3 protein-coding genes are annotated in these 21,313 nt (G+C 72.2%); all 3 read right to left on the bottom strand.

Features of this window, described 5'->3' with window-relative positions; genetic code table 11:
- Window positions 1-188 precede the first annotated feature (188 nt).
- From OG595_RS42475 to OG595_RS42465, 3 genes are read right to left on the bottom strand one after another with little or no spacing between them, the layout of a single operon-like run.
- The gene (locus tag OG595_RS42475; protein ID WP_443073387.1) at window positions 189-4,757 is read right to left on the bottom strand and encodes a type I polyketide synthase; all 4,569 of its coding nucleotides are present in this window, start codon (window positions 4,755-4,757) and stop codon (window positions 189-191) included.
- Between the two features lie 53 nt (window positions 4,758-4,810).
- Complete coding sequence (locus tag OG595_RS42470; RefSeq protein ID WP_329281793.1) at window positions 4,811-20,050, bottom strand: type I polyketide synthase; 15,240 nt, start codon at window positions 20,048-20,050, stop codon at window positions 4,811-4,813.
- Window positions 20,047-21,285, bottom strand: a complete 1,239-nt coding sequence (locus OG595_RS42465; protein WP_329283605.1) for a methylaspartate mutase — start codon at window positions 21,283-21,285, stop codon at window positions 20,047-20,049. Before OG595_RS42465 ends, OG595_RS42470 begins: the two co-directional genes overlap by 4 nt.
- Window positions 21,286-21,313 lie beyond the last annotated feature (28 nt).

The following is a 21,313-nucleotide window of genomic DNA, read 5'->3' as shown; positions in this document are numbered from 1 at the left end:
ATCGCGAGATCAGCGGGTCGCTCCAGGTCTGGGCCTGAGCTTCGTCCGCAGACCGCGCACGGCGGCACCTCCTCGAACGACTGGGGACGACGATCCGTCAAGGGCACCGTGCCGCGGCGACTGAGATCATTTCGCGACCGCAGTGTCCGGCTGCGTGTTTGAGGGGCGCATCGATCAGCGACTCCGCCTCACTTCGCCAGTTCCTCGTCCAAGAGATCGAACAGTTCGTCGGCACTGCTCTGTTCGAGGTCGACGGGATCGGAGAAGGACTGCGACCTGCGTACGGCAAGAGCTGCGGCCAGGGAACGCAGGCGGCTGACGATACGGCCTCGGTCCGCATCGTTGGGGTGTGCGGAGACAAGTGCCGACTCCAGTACGGTGAGCTGCTCGTCCACCGACCGCGGCGCAGTCTCCGCCAGGACCTCGGCACGGAGAAAGCCGGTCAGCGCGGTGGCGGAGGGGTAGTCGAAGATAAGGGTTGCGGGCAGGGGGCGGCCGGTCACCGCCGCGAGGCGGTTTCGGAACTCGATCGCGGTGAGCGAGTCGAAGCCGATGTCCAGGAAGCCGTGGTCGGGGTCGATTGCCTCGCCGCGGTCATGACCGAGTACGAACGCGGCGGTGGAACGGACGAGTTCGAGGATCGCAGCGTCGAGTTCTTTTCCGGTCTGTCGGGTCAGCCGATCCCAAGCCGTGTCCGGGGCGCTGATGTCGGCACCCTGTTGCGGCCGGTCGCGGACCAGGCCTCGTAGGATCGCCGGGACGCCCTCCGGCCCCGGTTGGATGGCGTCGGCGTCCATGTGCATCGGCACAAGCACCGGCCGACCGGCGGCCAGGGCACGGTCGAACAGGGCGAGGCCCTCCTCGATCGACAAGCCGCGCACACCGGAGCGCGCCATCCGGATGACGTCCTTCGCCGCAAGTCGGCCCGCCAGCCCTCCGGAGGCCCACATGCCCCAGGCCAGTGTGGTGGCCGGGAGGCCGCTCGCAACGCGGTGCTGCGCCAAGGCATCGACGAACACGCTGGCTGCCGCCCAGTTGGCCTGGCCCGGGGCGCCGAACGTGCCGCCGCCGGAGCCGAAGAGGACGAACGCCGACAAGTCGAGGTCAGCGGTGAGTTCGTGGAGGTGCCATGCCGCGTCGGCCTTGGGGCGAAGGACGGCGTCGAGGCGTGCGGGAGTGAGTGCCGTCAGGATGCCGTCGTCGACCACTCCGGCGGCGTGGATCACCGCGCGCAGCGGCGCTGTCGCTGGAATGTCGGCGAGCACTTGTCGTAGCGCTTCGCGGTCGGACACGTCACACGTGGCAACGGTGACCTGCGCGCCCAACTCGGTCAGGTCGGCTCGCAGTTCGGTGGCGCCGGGGGTGGCGATGCCTCGGCGGCCGACGAGGAGCAGGTGCCGCACTCCGTGCTTGGTCACCAGGTGCCGCGCGATGTGTCCGCCGAGTTCGCCGGTGCCTCCGGTGATCAGGACGGTGCCCGTTGCGTCGAATGTCGCTGTTGGCACGGCATCGGCGGTATGAGATGACAGGGACTTCGCCAGCCGGGGGACGAAGCTCCGGCCGTCGCGCACCGCGATGGTCGGTTCTCCGGCATTCAGCGCGGCGAGAATCGTGGAGGCAGGGATGTCGGCGATGTCCGGAACATCGATGTCCACGAGTGCGAAGCGGCCTGGGTACTCCAGCAGCGCGGTGCGGATGAGCCCCCAGACCGGTGACTGCGCGAGGTCCGCGACCCCCTCGGTCGGGGACGTGGCGATCGCTCTCCTGGTCACGAACACGAGGCGAGAGGAGGCCAGTCGTTCATCGGTGGCCCAGGACTGAGCGAGCGCGAGGGCACGTTTGGCGGCGGCGCGGGCGGCGGCGGGGATGTCCGCGGTTCGGTCGGTCTGGGTGGTGAACGGAGCGAGTACGAGTTCTGGCACAGCGCCGGAGGTGGCACGCCCGATGGCTTCGAGATCATCGGCGGCGAGGACGACGTGGTCGGGCGCCGGCGGCAGAGCACCGTCCGTGGTCCAGGGGTGCCAATCGACGTGGAGGAGGTGGTCCTGGGCCGCGGGCCGCGTCGCCGGGGCTGCGGACGCGGCGTCGGTCCAGTACCGCTGCCGCTGGAATGCGTAGGTGGGAAGGTCGATACGCCGTGCGCCGCTGCCGTCGAAGAACGCCGGCCAACTCACCTCGGCGCCGTGCGCATGGGCACCGCAGACGGCGGCGGTCACCTGCCGCGCCTCCTGGCGGTCTCGGTGGAGTACCGGGATGAAGGCGGAGGGGCGGTCCCCGAGCAGGCACTCCTGGCCGAGCGAGGAGAGTGAACCGTCCGGGCCGAGTTCGACGAATCGGGATACGCCGTGGGCTTCGAGAGCACGCACGCCCTCGCAGAACCGGACGGTCTCGCGTACATGCCGGACCCAGTACTCGGGTGTGCACAGTTGATCGGCGCCGGCGAGCCTTCCGGTCACGTTCGAGACGATCGCTTTGTCGGGCGGCGAGTAGGTCAGCTTCTCGGCGACGCCGCGGAACTCGGCGAGCATCGAATCCATCAGCGGCGAGTGGAAGGCGTGCGACACGCGAAGGCGCTTGGTCCGGTGGCCGCCACGGCGTGCGAGTCGATCCGCGATGGCCAGTACCGCGTCCTGCTCACCCGAGATGACGACGGAGCGGGGGCCGTTGATCGCCGCTATGGCGACGTCGGACGACAGTTCGGGAATGACTTCGTCCTCCGAGGCGGCGATCGCGAGCATCGCGCCGCCGGCCGGAAGAGCCTGCATCAAGCGGCCTCGTGCGGCGACGAGTGAGCAGGCGTCCGACAGTGACCACACCCCCGCGACGTATGCGGCGGCGAGTTCGCCGATCGAGTGGCCGATGAGGACGTCCGCCTTCAGGCCCCAGGATTCGAACAGCCGGAAGAGCGCGACGTGGATCGCGAAGAGCGCGGGCTGGGTGTACTCGGTCTGGTTGAGCGCCTCCGGATCGGTGTCGATGACCTCGCGCAGTGGACGTTCGAGATGCCGGTCCAGCTCCGTGCACAGCGTGTCGTATGCCTGGGCGAACACCGGGAACGACATGGCGAGCTGTCGGCCCATGCCGGGACGCTGCGATCCCTGCCCGGAGAACAGGAACGCGGTGAGCCCGTCCGGTCTGGCCGCCCCACGCACCAAGGACGGGTGATCGGCCCCCGCGCTCGCAGCGTGCAGCCCGGCTCGCCACTCGTTCTCGTCCGCACCGAGGATCACCGCGCGGTGTTGAAACGCCGAGCGCGTGGTCGCGAGAGAGAAGCCGATGTCCAGCGGTGAGGACGAGGCGCCGTCGTAGAACGACGCGAGCCGGGCCGCCTGTGCCTGGAGTGCTTCGGAGCTGTGCCCCGAGAGCACCCACGGTACGGTCCGGCCGCCGGTAGGCCCCGTGGCCGTTGCCTCGTGCCCCGCGTCAGGGGCCGGCGCCGCTTCGAGGATGATGTGCGCGTTGGTGCCGCTGATCCCGAAGGACGAGACGCCGGCTCGGCGCGGCCGACCGGTGTCCGGCCAGGCGACCGGCTCGGTGAGCAGCCGCACCGTGCCGTCCGACCAGTCGACCTGTGGCGAGGGCTCGTCTACGTGCAACGTTTTGGGGAGCACGCCGTGCCGCAGCGCGAGAACCGTCTTGATCACGCCGCCGACGCCCGCCGCCGCCTGGGTGTGCCCGATGTTCGACTTCACCGATCCGAGCCAGAGGGGGCGTTCGGGAGTGTGCTCGCGGCCGTAGACGGCGAGCAGTGCCTGAGCCTCGATCGGGTCACCGAGCTTCGTGCCGGTCCCGTGGGCCTCGATCACGTCCACATCGCCAGCCGTGAGACCCGCCGAGGCGAGCGCGTCCCGGATCACGCGCTGCTGGGCAGGCCCGTTGGGCACCGTGAGGCCGCTGCTCGCGCCGTCCTGGTTCACCGCCGAACCGCGAACGACCGCGAGTACGTCGTGGCCGTTGCGGCGCGCGTCCGAGAGTCGTTCCAGCAGCAGGATTCCGGCACCCTCGGAGCAGCCCACGCCGTCCGCGGCCCCGGCGAAGGCCTTGCAGCGGCCGTCCGGGGCCAGGCCGCGCTGCTCGCTGAAGTACACGAACATGTCCGGCGCGGCCATCACCGTCACACCGCCCGCCAGCGCCAGCGAGCACTCGCCTCGACGTAGCGACTCCATGGCCAGATGGAGTGCGACGAGGGACGACGAGCACGCGGTGTCGATACTCACCGCAGGGCCCTCAAGGCCCAGCGTGTACGCGATCCGCCCGGACACGAGGCTTCCGTCGCTGGTACCGGCCCCGTAGTCGTGGTACATGACCCCCGTGAACACCCCGGTCCGGCTGCCGCGCAGCAGGCCCGGAACAATGCCCGCGCGTTCCACGGCCTCCCAGGCGGTTTCCAGCAGCAGTCGCTGCTGCGGATCCATGGCCAGGGCCTCGCGCGGGGATATGCCGAAGAACACGGGGTCGAAGTCGGCCATACCGTCAAGGAAGCCGCCACGGGCGGAGTAGGTCTTGCCGGCAGCCGAAGAGTGCGGGTTCGGCTCGTAGAGTCCGGCGACGTCCCAGCCGCGGTCCTCCGGGAACTCCGTGATCGCGTCCGCGCCATCGGACACCAGCCGCCACAAGTCCTCCGGCGAGGCCACTCCGCCCGGATAACGGCATGCCATGGCCACGATGGCGATGGGCTCGTCGAACCGGTCGGTCCTCCCGCGCAGCAGCGCGTTCTCCTCGCGAAGCCGCTCAGCGTCCAGCATGCTCCGGCGCAGCGCCTCGACGATCTTGTCCAGGTCAGGGGTGGTATCGCTCGTGGGCATGTCCGTCATTCCTTTCCGCCACTGGCGAGGGCCGCTCGCACCAGGGCATCGATGTCCATGTCTTCGATCGCGGACCGCTCCGGTTCCACGGCAGTCTCGGGCTCCTCGGGGAACAACTCGGCCAGGAGCTGCTCGGCCAGGCTCACCGGGGTCGGGTAGTCGAAGATCAGCGTGGCGGGCAGGCGCACACCGACGATCGGGGCAAGGCTGTTGCGCAGTTGCAGTGCCGACAGTGAATCGAGCCCGAGATCGGTGAATCCCGTGGAGCTCCGTACCTGCGTGCCATCCTCGTAGCCGAGTACGGCGGCCGTGTGGGCACGGACGAGGTCCAACAGGGCCTGCTGTTGCTCCTTGCGGGAGAGTGCGGCGATCCGCTGCGCGAGGGTTTCCGGTTCTGGTTCGGTCGCCTTCGCCGCATGCGCCGCCGCCTGGGTACGCGGTCCGGCGTAGGCGCGCAGCAGTGCGGGCAGCTCGGTCCGTTCCCGCAGCTGCTGCTCGTCGAGCCGCGCCGGTACGAGAACCGCGGTATCCGTCCCGAGTGCCGCGTCGAACAGTTCCATCCCCTCCTCGGGAGCAAGGGCGCCCATGCCTTCGCGTGCGAGCCGGTCGAGGTCGACCGCGTCCTCGCTGCCCTGCCACGGTCCCCAGGCCAGAGATGTGGCGGGGAGGCCGCGAGCGTGCCGGTGTTCGGCCAGTGCGTCGAGGAACTGGTTCGCGGCCGCGTAGTTCGCCTGACCGGCCGTCAGCACCAGGCCACCGACCGAGGAGTAGAGCACGAACGCGGTCAGGCGCAGGTCGGCGGTGAGCTCGTGCAGGTGCCACGCCGCGTCCGCTTTGGCCTTCAGCACACGTTCGATCTGATCCGGAGTCAGTGCCTGCAGCACCGCGCTGTCCATGATCCCGGCGGCGTGTACCACCGCGGTGAGGGGATGCCGCTCCGGGATCTGCCGGAGCACGTGGCGGAGCGCTTCCCGGTCGGACGCGTCGCAGGCCGCGAACGTGACGGTCGCGCCGAGTTCGCCCAGTTCGGCGGCCAGTTCCTCGGCGCCTGGGGCGCTGGTGCCCCGGCGGCTGACGAGGAGCAGGTGACGCGTTCCATGGACGGCCACCAGGTGCCGGGCCAACACCGAGCCGAGCAGTCCCGTCCCACCGGTGATCAGCACGGTGCCGTCCGGTTCCCAGCTCCGCGACGCGCCACCGGGCGTGCTGCGCCGCAGCCTCGGCGCACTCACCTGTCCGCCGCGGATCGCGGCCTCGGGCTCGCCGGTGGCCACGGCAGCGGCCAGTGCGCTGCGGGATGCCTCGGTTTCGTCGAGGTCGATGAGCTGGATCCGGTCCGGGTGCTCGGCCTGGGCGGCGCGGATCAGACCCCACAGCGGCGCGTGCGTCAGATCGGGGCTCTGACCGGTCTCCGTGACGACGGCGTTACGGGTCAGGGCGACGAGGCGCTCGCCGGCCTGCCGCGGTTCCGCCAGCCAGGACCGCAGCGAGTCCAGGGTGTCCAGCAGAGCGCGGTGTACGGCACCGGGAACGTCGTCGGACGTTGCCTGCGCGCATTCGAGCAGGGTGACGCCATCGGGGAGCGCGGTCAGGGACCCGGCCTCGATCGGCAGCGGATTCCACGTGATCCGATACAGGTGCCTCGTCCCGGCCCCGCTGTGCGCCGGAACGGGCCGGGTCACCAGCGCCCCGACGTGCGCCACAGCCGTGCCCGAGGAGTCCGCGACCCACAACTCGGCGCTGTTCGCGTCCTGCGCCGCCTTTCGTACCCGCACGCGCAGCGCCGCGGCGCCCTTGCGGTACAGGGTGACGTTGTTCCAGGCGAACGGGATCGTGGTCTCGGTCAGTGCGGCGGGCCCTCCCCCGAGGAAGTCCATCGCGCCCAGCGCCGAGTCCAGCATGGCCGGGTGCACGCCGTACGAGGCGGCGTCGCGGATCGCCCCCGAGGGTGGCGAGATCTCCGCGAACACCTCGTCCCCGCGCCGCCACACCGACCGCAGGCCCTGGAAGGAAGGGCCGTAGTCGAAGCCGAGCGCGGCCAGGTCCGTATACACCCCGGACAGATCGCACGGTTCGGCGTCCGACGGGGGCCAGGCGGCCAGGTCGAAGGGGACAGGGGCCGCGCCGGCGTGCACGGTACCGCTCGCGTGCAGGGTCCACGGCGCGGTGCGTGGTGCGTCGTCCGGGCGTGCGTACACCGACAGCGCACGCCGTCCGTCGCGGTCCGGGCTCGCGAGGACGACGCGTACGTTCGTCGCGCCTCGCTCGGGCAGGGGCATCGGCGTGTGCTGCGTCAGTTCCTCCAGCACATCGCAGCCGACCTCCGCGCCGGCCCGGAGCGCGAGTTCGACGAACGCGGTTCCGGGCAGCAGGGTGCGGCCGAGCAGCACGTGATCGCCGAGCCATGGCTGCCGATCGGCCGAGATGTTCGCCGTGAAGACGACGTCGTCGCTGCCCGGCACGTCGATGACCGCGCCCAGCAGAGGGTGCTCGGCGGAGGTGAGTCCCGCCGCTACGACGTCGCCCTGCGCGGGAGTCGCGTCCAGCCAGTACTCCCGGTTCTGGAAGGCGTACGTAGGCAGGTCGGCCGGGATTCCGCCGGCGCAGAACGGAGTCCAGTCGACGGCGACGCCGTGCACGTGGATTGTTGCGGCGGCCTCGGCGAGCGGCAGGGCACCGGTGACGACGGCCTGGTGTTCGAGCTCGTCGAGCGTTCGTCGGATCCTCGTCGTCAGCACTGCCCGCGGGCCGAGTTCGACGAACACGCCGTATCCGGACTCCGCGAGCCCGCGCACGGACTCCTCGAAGGGAACCGAACCGTGCGGCCGGTCGGGTGAGGTGATGATCCGCGCTCCGTCCGCCAGCGAGAGCGTTCCGTCGACGCACCCGGCGGCTACCTCTCCCTCCTCGTGGCCCAGGACCGCGTCGGGGCGTACGCCGCGTTCCTCCCACAGAGCTGCCAGCGAGACCATGACCGCCCACCGCACCGCCGCCTGGTCGATCAGCGCGGCATCGCCACCGCGCAGCAGGTCGGCGACCGACCGGTCCATGAACGGGGCGAGCGCGGCGTCGCACTGGGCGAGCCGGGCCGCGAACGCTCCTGAGGATTCCAGGAGTTCGGCCGCCACGCCGCTCCAGTCGCCGCCTCGGCCGGGGAAGACGAACACCGTGCCGCCCAAGGCCTCCGCCGTCCCTGTCGTGCACCGACCGCCGGGGCCGCCTTCGGCCAGGGCACGGAGGCCCTCGACGAGTTCGGCCCGGTCGGTCCCCAGGATCACCGCGCGGTTCTCGAAGTGAGTGCGGCCCGCGGCGAGGGTGAGCGCGATGTCGAGATCGCGTACGGCGGCGTGCACGTCCAGATGGTCGAGGAGACGGCCGGCCTGGTCGCGCAGAGCCTCCTCCGAGCGCGCCGACACCAGCCAGGGGACGGTCGCGGGCCGTTGATCACCGCGGTCGGGCACCGGAACGGCGGGCGCCTGTTCCAGGACGACGTGCGCGTTGGTGCCGCTGATCCCGAAGGACGAGACGCCGGCTCGGCGCGGACGTCCGGTGGCGGGCCACGGCTGACGCTCGGTCAGCAGCGAGACCGCGCCCACCGACCAGTCCACGTGCGGCGACGGCTCCTCGGCGTGCAGGCTGCGCGGCAGTACGCCGTGCTCCATCGCCTGGACCATCTTGATGACGCCGGCGACACCGCCCGCCGCCTGCGCGTGGCCGATGTTGGACTTGACCGAGCCGAGCCGGAGCGGGCGCCCGGGTTCGCGTCCCTGTCCGTAGGTGGCCAGCAGCGCCTGTGCCTCGATCGGGTCGCCGAGGCGGGTGCCGGAGCCGTGCGCCTCGACCGCGTCCACTTCCCAGGTCTCCAGGCCGGCGGCGGCGAGCGCGGCGTGGATCACGCGTTCCTGCGAGGGGCCGTTGGGGGCGGTGAGTCCGTTGGAGGCGCCGTCCTGGTTCACCGCGCTGCCCCGTACGACCGCCAGCACCGGGTGCCCGTTGCGGCGCGCGTCCGAGAGCCGTTCGAGCAGTAGCACGCCCGCGCCCTCGGCCCAGCCCACGCCGTCGGCGACGGAGGAGAACGACTTCGAGCGGCCGTTGGGTGAGAGCACGCCCTGCCTGCTGGAGTCGACGAACAGGTCAGGGGTGGACAGCACGGTGACACCGCCGGCCAGCGCGAGTGTGCACTCCCCCGCGCGCAGCGCCTGAGCGGCCAGGTGGATCGTCACCAGGGACGAGGAGCATGCGGTGTCCACGGTGATCGACGGGCCTTCGAGGCCGAGCAGATAGGAGACGCGGCCGGAGACGACGGATCCGGAGGAGCCGTTGGCCAGGTACGGCAGCACGTCCGGTGAAGGCTGCTTCACCCGGCTGCCGTAGTCGTCGTACATGCAGCCCGCGAAGACGCCGGTGAGTGTGGAGCGCAGCGAGCGCGGGTTGATGCGCGCCCGCTCGATCGCCTCCCACGCGACCTCAAGGAGCAGCCGCTGCTGGGGGTCCATCGCGAGGGCCTCGCGCGGACCGATGCCGAAGAACGCCGGGTCGAAGTCGGCGGCGCGGTGCAGGAATCCGCCCTCGCACGCGTAGGTCTTGCCGAGGTGGCCGGGTTCGGGATCGTAGATGCCGGCGATGTCCCAGCCGCGGTTGGCCGGGAAGCCGCTGACGGCGTCGGCTTCGTCGAGCAGCAGTTGCCAGAGTGCTTCCGGAGTGTCGACGTCGCCGGGATAGCGGCAGGCCATGCCGATGACGGCGATCGGCTCGTCGCGGGCGGTCGCCGTCGCGGCGGTCACGCGTGCCGGGGTCGCCGCGGCAGCGCCGAGCAGTCCTGCCTTGATGAACTCGGCGACAGCGCTCGCGGTCGGGTGGTCGAACACGAGGGTGGCCGGGAGGGTGAGCCCCGTCGCCGCGCTGAGCGCGTTGCGCAGCTCGACGGCGGTCAGTGAGTCGAAACCGAGTTCGCGGAACGCCCGTTCCGTGTCTATCGCGCCGGCGCTGTGGCCGAGGGTGGCGGCGACGTGCGTGCGGACCAGGTCGAGCAGCAGGCGGTCGCGGTCGGACTCACCGAGCCCCGCCAGGCGGCTCGTCAGATCGGTGGCGGACGCGGCTGACGCCACTGCGCGGCGTGTCGGTGTGGCGAGGAATCCTCGCAGCAGTGCGGGGACCTGGTCGGTGCGTGCGCGCAGTGCGGCTGTGTCGATCGGCAGCGGCGCGAGCACGGGTGCGGTGTCGGTCGCGAGCGCCGCGTCCAGTGCCCTCAGGCCCTGGTGGACGGTGATCGCGGGAAGGCCGAGGCGGGCCATGCGGTACAGGTCGTCCTCGCCCAGTCTGCCGCCGAGGCCCGTGTCATACGCCCACAGGCCCCAGGCGAGCGCGGTCGCGGGCAGGCCGAGACGGTGACGGTGGACAGCCAAGCCGTCGAGGTATGCGTTGGCGGCAGCGTAGTCGCCCTGGCCAGCGGCGAGGACCATGCCGCCGGCGGAGGAGAAGAGGACGAAGGCTGCCAGGTCCAGTTCGGCTGTGAGTTCGTGCAGGTGCCGTGCCGCGTCGGCCTTCGCGCGCAGCACCTCGTCGAGCCGGTCGGCCTCAAGCGAGCCGATCAGCCCGCCTCCGGCCAGGCCTGCGGCGTGCAGGACGGCGGTCAGCGGGTTTTCGGCGGGGATGCCCGCCAGCAGACGGGCGAGCGCGGTGCGGTCGGAGACGTCGCATGCGGCGATCGTCACCTGAGCGCCGAGGGCCTTGAGGTCGCTGCGCAGTTCATCGGCAGCGGGCGCGTCCGGGCCGCGCCTGCTCGCGAGCAGCAGGTGCCGGACGCCGTGCTCGGTCACCAGGTGACGGGCCGCCAGTGCGCCGAGTCCGCTGGTACCGCCAGTGATCAGCACTGTTCCCGAGGGGTTCCAGGGCCGCGGCGCGTCCTGCTCGGGCCGCGTCGGGGCGAGCCGGGGCACGCGCACCGTGCCGTCGTGGAGGGCGACCTCGGGCTCGCCGGACGCGAGGACGGCGGGCAGCAGTCCGCGCCACGCTTCGTCGTCGCCGCGGTCCACGAGCACGAACCTGCCCGGGTTCTCCGCCTCGGCGGCACGAACCAGACCCCACACCGCGGCCTGCGCGGGACTCACGTCCTCGGCGAGGGCGGTGCCGTTCCGGGTGACCACGACCAGGCGTTCGTCGGCCGGCCGCCCCTGTAGCGCGGTGAGAACGGCGCCGACCACGGCGTGCACGTCGTCGCCCTCGGGGCAGACCAGCACCTCGGGCCCGCCTTCGTCGGTGACCTGAGGAAGAAAGACGTCCTGCCAGGCCACGCCCAGCAGCGGGACGTCGCGCTCGGCCACCGAGCTGAGGCTGGTCCCGGTGACGGGGCGTGAGACGAGTGAGTCCACGGACGCCACGGGGCTTCCCGTGGCATCGGCGACCTGGATGAGGCTCTGCTCGTCGCCGGAGACCCGGAGAATCCTGACCCGCAGCTCTCGGGCGCCGGTCGCGTAGAGGGTCACGCCGGACCACACGAAGGGCAGCAGTGTCGGTGCGTCGGGGCCGGAGAGCAGCAGGTCGGCGTGCATGGCGGCGTCGAGCAGCGCGGGGTGCAGGCCGAACGCGGCCGTGCCCGCCACCTCGGGCAGCACGACCTCGGCGAACACCTCGTCGCCGCGACGCCATGCCGCGCGAAGGCCCTGGAAGGCGGCTCCGTAGTCGTAGCCGCGCGCCGCCAGTTGTGCGTACGCGTCGGTGGCGGCGAAGGGTTCGGCACCGGCCGGCGGCCACTGGGCGAGGTCGAAGTCCGCGGGCCGACCTGTCGTGCTCAGGACGGCCGTGGCGTGGCGGGTCCACTCCTCGGTGTCGTCGGCCCGGGTGTGGATCGTCACGCGGCGACGGCCGCCTTCCGGCGGGCCCACGACGAGTTGCAGGGCGACGCCGCCGCGTTCCGGCAGAATCAGCGGGCTCTGAAGGGTGAGTTCTTCGACGCCCGCGCAGCCCGCCCGGTCGGCGGCCCACAGCACGAGATCGAGGAATCCGGTGCCCGGCAGCAGGATCGCGCCGCGTACGACGTGGTCGGCGAGCCACGGCTGGGTCCCGGCCGAGAGCCGGCCGGTGCAGACGAGCTCTCCGGTTCCGGCCAGGGTGATCACGGCGCCGAGCATGGGGTGCCCGGCCGCCTGCTGGCCGACTTCGGCGGCGTCAAGCGCGGGCGCGGCGTCGACCCAGTAGCGAGTGTGTTCGAACGCGTACGTCGGCAGGTCGAGCGGTGTTGCGGTGCCCAGCGAAGCGGACCAGTCGACGGCGACTCCGTGGACGTGCAGCTGCGCGAGCGCACCGAGCGCCTCGGCGACCTCCTCGCGGTTGCGGCGCATCAGCGACGCGAACACGGCGTTCCCCGTGACCGTGTCCGGAAGCCCGCGCTCGGCCATGTTGGCCAGCACCCGGTCCGGGCCGATCTCGACGAACGTGTCGACACCGTGCTGCGTCAACACGGTGAGCGCGTCGGCGAAGCGGACCGCCCGGCGGGCATGTCCGACCCAGTACGCGGGGTCGGTGATCTCCGCCGGGGTCGCGAGGCGGCCGGTGACCGCCGAGACGAACGGTATGCGCGGTGGGCGGAACTCCAGGCCCGCGCAGACCCGAGCGAACTCGGCCAGCATCGGTTCCATCAGCGGCGAGTGGAAGGCGTGGCTCACCGGCAGGCGGTGCGTGACGGCGCCCCGCTCGTCGATGACGTTCGCGATCTCCAGTACAGCGGTCTCGACGCCGGAGACGACCACCGCTGTCGGCCCGTTGACCGCGGCGATGTCGACCTCGTGCTCACGCCCGGCGATCAGCTCCCTGACGTCGTGCTCGGTGACGCCGAGAGCGACCATGGCGCCGCCGTCGGGCAGCGCGTCCATCAGTGCGCCGCGCGCGGCGATCAGCCTGGCCGCGTCGTCGAGCGAGAGGACGCCCGCGACGTGCGCCGCCGCGATCTCACCGATCGAGTGGCCCGCCAGCAGATCGGGCCGCAGGCCCCAGGACTCGGTGAGGCGGAAGAGTGCGACCTCGACGGCGAACAGCGCGGGCTGGGTCAGCCGGGTGCGGTTGAGGCGCGCCGGGTCCTCGTCCTCGAACACGGCCTGGTGCAGCGACTCGCCGAGCAGCGGATCGAGGGCCCGCGCGACCTCGTCGAAGGCCTGTGCGAAGGTGGGGAACGCCGCGTGGAGGGCACGGCCCATCGCGACGCGCTGGGCGCCCTGGCCGGAGAAGAGGAAAGCGGTCTTGCCGCCGCGGGTGCGGGCAGTTCCCCGCCGCACGTTCGGCATCGCTTCGCCCGATACGAGGGCGTCCAGGCCGAGCAGGAGCTCCTCGCGGTCGCCCGTGACGATCGCGGCCCGGTGCTCGAACGCGGAGCGCTCGGTCGCGAGGGAGCAGGCCAGCGCGTCCAGCGGCTGGTCCGTGACGTAGGCACGCAGCCGTGCCGCCTGCGCGGCGAGCGCGGTCGGGGTGCGTGCCGAGAGCAGGAACGGCAGCGGCGTGAGCCGGGGTGTGGTCACCGGCTGAGGCTCGGGCGCGGCCACCGGGTGGGGCTCGGGGGCGCTGGGCGCCTCCGAGATGATCACGTGTGCGTTGGTGCCGCTGATGCCGAACGAGGACACCCCGGCCCGGCGGGTGCGCTCACCGCGCGACCACGGCCGCGACTCGGTCAGCAGCTCGACCGCTCCGGCCGACCAGTCGGCCTGCGGCGTTGGTGCGTCCACGTGCAGGGTCGCGGGCAGTCGCTCGGCACGGAGAGCGAGGACCGTCTTGATGACCCCGGCTACGCCCGCGGCGGCCTGCGGGTGGCCGAGGTTGGACTTGATCGAGCCGAGCCACAGGGGTGCGCCCGCGGCCTCGCGCTCCGGGCCGTAGACCGCTTGCAGGGCGCCGATCTCGATCGGGTCGCCGAGCGTGGTGCCGGTGCCGTGGCCTTCGACGGCGTCGATGTCGGCCGGGTGCAGTCCGGCGCCGGCCAGCGCCTGGCGGATCACCCGCTGCTGGGCGAGCCCGTTGGGCGCGGTCAGCCCGTTGCTCGCGCCGTCGTGATTGACCGCGGACCCGGAGACGACGGCCAGGACCCGGTGTCCATGGCGACGTGCCTCGGACAGCGTCTCGACCGCGAGTACGCCGACGCCCTCACCCCAGCCGGTGCCGTCCGCTGCGGCGGCGAAGGACTTGCAGCGCCCGTCGGCGGCGAGACCTCGCTGTCGGCTGAAGTCGACGAACGTGTCGGGGGTCGCCATCACGGTGACGCCGCCGACCAGTGCAAGGGTGCACTCTCCGGCCTGCAGGGCCTGGATCGCCCAGTGCAGCGCGACGAGCGAGGAGGAGCAGGCCGTGTCGACGGTGACCGTCGGGCCCTCAAGGCCGAGCGCGTAGGCGACGCGGCCGGAGACGACGCTGGCAAGGCTGCCGTTGCCCAGGTGCCCGGCGAGCTCCTCGGGCACCTTCGGGCCCAGCCGCGTGGCCCAGTCGTGGTACATCACGCCGGCGAACACGCCGGTCCGGCTGCCGCGCAGCGTGTGCGGATCGATTCCGGCGCGTTCCAAGGCCTCCCAGGAGGTTTCGAGCAGCAGGCGTTGCTGCGGGTCCATGGCCCGAGCCTCGCGAGGGCTGATGTCGAAGAATCCCGCGTCGAACTCGGCGGCGGTGTGCAGGAAGCCGCCTTCGGACGCGTAACTGGTGCCCGGGCGCACACGGTCCGGGTCGTAGAGGGAGGCGAGGTCCCAGCCGCGGTCGGTCGGAAACGCACCGACCGCGTCCACCCCGTCGGACAGCAGGGTCCAGAGGTCCTCGGGCGAGGCGACGCCGCCGGGGAAGCGGCAGGCCATCCCGACGATCGCGATCGGTTCGTCGGTACGGGCGACCGCCATGGTGGCGGCCTTGGCCGTGGCGGGAGCGGTGGAGAACCGTGTCGCCAGGTACTCGGCGAGGGCGCGCGGGTTCGGGTAGTCGAACACGAGCGTGGCCGGGAGAGTGAGCCCGAGCCGCTTCTGCAGGCTGTTGCGCAGGTCGACGGCGGCGAGCGAGTCGAAGCCGAGGTCGGTGAAGGACCGGGTCGCGCCGACCGTCGCAGCGTCCTCGTGTCCGAGCACGGCCGCGACGAGCGAGCGGGTGAGGTCGAGCAGGGCACTGGTGCGGTCGGTCTCGGACAGGTCGGCCAGGTGCTGCGCTTCGGTGCCGCGGATCACGGACGGGGCCGGGGCCTGCGGTGTCGGTACGAGTTCGCGGAGCAGGGCCGGTACGCCGTCCGGTCGGGCCCTCAGCGCGGCTCGGTCGATCGCGAGCGGCGCGAGTGAGCTCGTACCCGTGGCGAGCGCGGCGTCGAGAGCGGCGAGGCTCGCTTCCGGGGTGAGCGGTGCGATGCCCTGGCGGGTGATGCGATGGCGGGTGACGGCGTCGAGCCGGGCGCCCATGCCCTGCTCGCCGGACCACAGTCCCCACGAGAGGGAGGTGGCGCGCAGCCCTGCGGCGACGCGCCCGGCGGCGAGGGCGTCCAGGTAGGCGTTGGCGGCGGCGTAGTTGCCCTGGCCCGCGCCGTCCACGAGGGCGGCGGCGGAGGAGAAGAGCACGAAGGCGCTCAGGTCGAGGCCGAGGGTCAGCTCGTGCAGATTGCGCGCGCCGACGGCCTTGGGGCGGCAGACCGCGTCGAACCGCTCGCGGGTCAGGTCGCCGGTCAGCGCGTCGTCGACGGTTCCGGCCGCGTGGACGACCGCGGTCAGCGGCTGATCGGCCGGGATCCCGTCCAGTACGGTGGCGAGCGCGGCGCGGTCGGAGACGTCGCAGGCCGCGATCGTCACGTGTGCGCCGAGTTCGCGAACCTCGTCGACCAGCGCTTCGACGCCGGGGGCCGCCGAGCCGCTGCGGCTCACGAGCAGCAGGTGACGCGCGCCGTGGACCGCGGCCAGGTGACGGGCGGTCAGGAGGCCGAGGCCTCCGGTGCCGCCGGTGATCAGGACTGTGCCGTTCGCGAGCCGGTTCGCGTCCGCCCGCGCCTCCTCCCGCGACTCCGCACGCGAGCGCACCAGGCGCGGCACGAACCACTCACCACCGCGTACCCGCAGTTCCGGCTCCTCGCAGGAAGCTGCCCGCCGGGCGGTCTCCAGGGCCGGCGCGTCCGTGTCGAGGAAGTCGAGGAGCACGAACCTTCCGGGGCTCTCCGCCTGGGCCGACCGGACCAGGCCGCGGGCCGCGGCCGCTATCGGGTCGTCGCCGGGGATAACGAGGACGAGGGTCGTCCCGGCGTCGTGGCGTCGCAGCAGGTCGGCCGTGTGGCAGAGCGCGTCGGTGAGGTCGTCGGGCAGTTCGACGTTCAGGAGCGACGCGTCTGCCGTGGCGGCGGGTGTGGTGACGGGGCGCCAGACGATCTCGTAGAGCGGCTCGGTGCGCGCTGAGGAGAGTGAACCGGGCGGGACGAGCCGCGTCCGGTAGTCGTCCGCCGACGCCACGGGAGCACCGGACCCGTCGGCCAGGTCCAGGCGTACGCCGCCCTGCGGATGGGAGGTGATCCGCACATGCACCGCGGTGGCACCCGGAACGTTCACCCGCACGCCCCGCCATGCGAAGGGGAGGCGGATCTCGCCGGACTCGCGGGCCTCGCCCTCGGCGAAGTCGGTTGCGTGCAGCACGGCGTCCAGCAGCGCGGGATGCAGCAGATGCGTTCCCGGATCGGTGCCTTCGGGCAGCACGACTTCGGCGAAGACCTCGCCGCCGCGCTTCCAGACGCCGCGCAGGCTCTGGAACGTCGGACCGTAGTGGTAACCCTCGTCGGCGAGGTTCTCGTAGAGGTCGGCGATGTCGACCGGCTCCGCGTGAGCGGGAGGCCACTCGGCGAGACCGATGTGCGTCGGCATGCTGCTCTCGCTCGGCGTGAGGACGGCGCCGGCGTGGCGCGTCCAGGAAGTGTCGTCGTCGGCGCGGGCGTGGAAGTCGACCGTCGCGCGGCCGTCGTCCCCGGGCGTCACGACGACCTGCAGAGCGAGTCCGCCCACCGGCGGAAGCACCAGCGGCGCGTGCAAGGTGAGTTCCTCGACCGCGGCGCAGCCCGTGAGCCGGCCCGCGTGCAGCGCCATGTCCAGGAACGCCGTACCCGGCAGAACGCGCTCCCCCGCGATGACATGCTCGGCGAGCCAGGGCACCGTGTCGACCGCGAGCCGTCCCGTCAGCACCGTCGCGCCGCCGTCCGCGAGTCCGATGGCCGCGGTCAGCAGCGGGTGCCGGGACTCGGTCTGTCCGAAGCTCGGGGCGTCCACGCGGCCGTGGGCCGTGGGCGCGAGCCAGTACCGCCGCCGCTGGAAGGGATATGTCGGCAGGTCCACCCGGCGGACGCCGGACCCCGCGAACCACGTGCTCCAGTCGACCGCACCCCCGCGCACGTACGCGGTGGCCACGGCCGTGCGAACGGTCTCCGGCTCCGGCCGATCGCGCCGGACCAGCGGGACGAACGCGATCTCCCGGCCGTCGGCCGACTCCTGGGCCATCGCCGACAGGACCGGGTCGGGACCGAGTTCGAGAACCGTGCGGACCCCGGCCGCGGACAACGACCGTACTCCATCGCCGAATCGGACGGTTTCGCGGACATGCCGCACCCAGTATTCGGGGGTGCGCAGGTCGTCGCCGGTCGCCGGGGCACCGGTCAGGTTGGAGACGACCGGGATGCGCGGCGGGTGGTACTCGACGATGCTCAGCACGCGGCGGAACTCGTCGAGCATCGGCTCCATCAGCGCGGAGTGGAAGGCGTGAGACACGCGCAGCCAGGTGGTCTTGCGCCCGTCGGCTTCCAGTCGACGGAGAATCGCGTCGAGTTCGGCCTCGGGACCGGAGAGCACGACCGACTCCGGGCCGTTGACCGCGGCGATGTCCACCGGGCCGGTCAGCAGGGGCCTCACCGTACCCTCGGGGGCCGCGACGGCGGCCATCGCGCCGCCCGTCGGCAGCGCCTGCATCAGCCGCGCGCGGGCACCCACCACCGCGCAGGCGTCCTCGACCGACCACACACCCGCCACGTGCGCGGCGGCGAGCTCGCCGATCGAGTGGCCGAGCAGGACGTCCGGGCGCACGCCCCAGGACTCGACCAGCCGGTAGAGAGCGACCTCAAGGGCGAACAGGGCACACTGCGCGTAGCCCGTCTGCCGCAGCAGCTCGGCGTCGTCGCCGTACAGCACTTCGCGCAGCGGCCGCTCCAGTTGGAGGTCGAGGTGGCCGACGATCTCGTCGTACGCGTCGGCGAACACGGGGAACGCCTCGTACAGCGCGCCGCCCATGCCGAGGCGCTGCGCTCCCTGCCCGGTGAAGAGCAGGCCGAGGCCACCGTGTTCCGCGGGGCTTTCGACGACTTCGGGCGCGGTACCGCCCGCCGCCAGGGTTTCGAGTCCGCGCTGCGCCTGCGCCCGATCCCGGGCAAGCACGACGGCCCGGTGCGGGAGTGAGGCGCGCGTGGTCGCCAAGGAGAACGCGACATCTGCCGGCGCGGCCGCCTCATCGGCCACGACGGCCGCCAGAGCGCGGGCCTGAGCCCGCAGGGCGGCGTCGCTGCGCGCGGAAAGGACCAACGGAACGGCGGGCAGCGGCGTCTGCGACCGGGTATCGTCCCGCGCGTTCTCGGGCGCCTGCTCGATGATGACGTGCGCGTTGGTGCCGCTGATCCCGAAGGAGGAGACGGCGGCACGGCGTGGCCGGTCGACGCCCGGCCACGACTGCGGCTCGGTCAGCAGCCTTACTCCCCCGGCCGACCAGTCCACATGCGAGGTCGGCTCGTCGACGTGCAGGGTCGCGGGAAGCTCCCCGTGCCGGAGAGCCATGATCATCTTGGTCAGACCCGCAGCGCCGGCGGCGGCCTGGGCGTGGCCTATGTTCGATTTGATCGACCCGAGCCAGAGCGGATTCTCGGCGTCGCGGTCCCGGCCGTACGTCGCCAGCAGAGCCTGCGCCTCGATCGGGTCGCCGAGCCGCGTCCCGGTGCCGTGCGCCTCGACCGCGTCCACCTCATGCGCCTGGAGCCCGGCGTCCGCCAGCGCGGCCCGGATGACCTTCTGCTGTGCCAGGCCGTTCGGCGCCGTCAGCCCGTTCGACGCACCGTCCTGGTTCACCGCGCTGCCGCGGAGTACGGCGAGCACCGGATGCCCGGCCCGGCGGGCGTCGGAGAGCCGTTCGAGGACGAAGACGCCCACGCCCTCGGCGAAGCCGGTGCCGTCGGCGGCGGTGGCGAACGCCTTGCACCGGCCGTCCGGCGCGAGCCCGCGCTGCCGGGAGAACGCGGTGAAGGTGCCGGGCCCGCCCATCACCGCGACCCCGCCGGCCAGGGCCAGTGCGCACTCGCCCCGGCGCAGTGACTGGGCCGCGAGATGTACGGCGACCAGCGATCCGGAGCACGCCGTGTCCACGGTCAGTGCGGGGCCTTCGAGTCCGAAGGTGTAGGCGACCCGGCCCGAGACGACGCTCGGTGCCGCGCCCGCCAGCAGATAGCCGTCCAGGCCGTCCGGAGCCTCGTGGAGCCGGGGCCCGTATTCCTGCGGTTCGGCACCGATGAACACGCCCGTGGCCGATCCGCGCAACGTGCCCGGATCGATGCCCGCGCGCTCCAGCGCCTCCCAGGACGTCTCCAGGACGAGCCGCTGCTGCGGGTCCATGGCGACGGCCTCGCGCGGTGAGATGCCGAAGAAGTCGGCGTCGAACTCGGCCGCGTCCGCCAGGAAGCCGCCGGTGCGTACGTAGGTGCTGCCCGGGGTCTCCGGGTCCGGGTCGTAGAGCGCGTCGAGATCCCAGCCGCGATCCGCGGGGAAGTCGGCGCTGATGTGCCGCCCGCCCGCGACCAGCTGCCACAGCGCGTCCGGCGAGGTCGCGCCGCCCGGGAAGCGGCAGCCGATGCCGACGACGGCGAGTGGTTCGTCCAGCGCCGACGAGGGCGACGGGGGCGCTCCGGCGCTCTCGGCCTTCTCACCGGACAGCAGCGCCAGAAGGTGCCGGGCCAGGTCTCGTGGCGTCGGATGGTCGAAGACGACGGTGACGGGGAGTGCCAGGCCGGTCTCGGCGCCGAGCCTGCCGTGCAGCGCGACGGTGCCCAGCGAGTCGAGCCCGAGGCTGCGGAACGCGGCGTCGGCCTCGATCCGCACGGTGGCGCCGGGCCGGATCTCGTTCAGCACAGCGGCGACGTGATCGCACACCAGGCCGACCAGGTACCGCTCCCGCTCGGCGGTGGGCAGCGCGGTCAGTGACTCTGCCAGGGGACTGTGGATGGGGTCAGGTGTATTCATCGCCGTACTCCGCTGTTCGCTTCGATGGAACGGGGACCGGTGGCCAGGGCCGACGTGTCATGGGTGTGTTGGACGTGGGAGAGGGACGCCAGGAAGTCGGACGCGGTCAACGCCGCCCCGGCCGACGTATTGACGAGACCCTTGAGCGGCATGGCACCCGTCGCGGCCCAGCCGAGCCGGCTGTCCGAGCCGATCCGGCCACGCGTCCGGCCCGCGTTGTCGGGGTGCAGGCAGAACGGGACGTCGAGCAGTCCGCGGGCGAAGGCACGCAGCAGCGCGTCACCCAGATCGGCGCACTGGTCGAGGACCGCCTCGACCAGTACGCGCGCCTCGCGGTAGACCTGGCCGCCGTCCCGCTCGTGCTCCGGCGGCTCGGCCGCGCCCGTCTGCCGTGCGACCGTGTCCGCGTATTCGAGGGCCGATACGTTCTCCGCGACGGTGGGAATCCGTACCGCCTCGGCGACCGTCTTGACGATCAACCGCTGCGCGCCCCCGCGCACAGCGAGTTCGGCGGAGGCACCCAGCAGGCTCAGGGCGCCTTCCCGCGTACGCGGAAACAGGCCCATGTAGGTGTAGATGACGATGTGCCAGGTCCCCGACAGCAGCTCGCCGCACAGCCGCCGCAGGGCGGTCACGGCCTCGAGGTCCTGCCCGGGATCGGTCTGCTGCGCATAGCTGACCGAGACGTCGTCGATCCCGTTCTGCTGGAAGAACATCGCCTCCAGCACGCTGATCGCGACCAACAGGCTCGGTGGGCACAGCTGCCCGAGCATGCAGCCGCCGAAGCTCTCCAGGTGTGGGCGTGCGTCGGCGTCGGCCAGCAGGTCGCAGGCCTCACGCCAGTTGCGCACGGATTCGGCGAGCGGGGTACGGCCGTAGGGCAGGCAGTAGGAGACCGGTCCGCCCTCGGTGGCGTGCAGCCCGGCCTCCGTCAGTGCCCTCATGATCCGCTGAGGCCGGGCGGAGCCGTGCCGTACCTGCACCGGGAACTGCTCGTCCCACGGGCCGTCGAGCAGGGCGCGGGTCGTCTCGGCCGGATGGCTCGCGATCGGATATCCGTTGAGCGCCTTCCCGTCGCGCAGAGCCTCGGCAATCGCCTCAAGGTCGTCCTGTCGCGTGTAGCTGTCCACGGTGATCGTGCCGACGGTGCAGGCGGCGGCCTTACGGGTCGCCAGGAGGCCGGCGCGCATGGCCTCGGGATCGCTCATGCCCATGCGAGGCTGTACGACCAGCATTCCGTCCGCGTGCCGTCGACGCACGAGA

It is taken from the genome of Streptomyces sp. NBC_01451 (genome assembly GCF_036227485.1).
GTDB lineage: Bacteria > Actinomycetota > Actinomycetes > Streptomycetales > Streptomycetaceae > Streptomyces.
The sequence above is the reverse complement of the archived record's forward strand: the minus strand, read 5'-3'. Positions and strand labels throughout refer to the sequence as shown.

Coding starts and splice junctions, on each gene's coding strand:
- OG595_RS42465 (WP_329283605.1), bottom strand. CDS start 21,285: ATGCTGGTCGTACAGCCTCGCATGGGCATGAGCGATCCCGAGGCCATG.
- OG595_RS42470 (WP_329281793.1), bottom strand. CDS start 20,050: ATGAATACACCTGACCCCATCCACAGTCCCCTGGCAGAGTCACTGACC.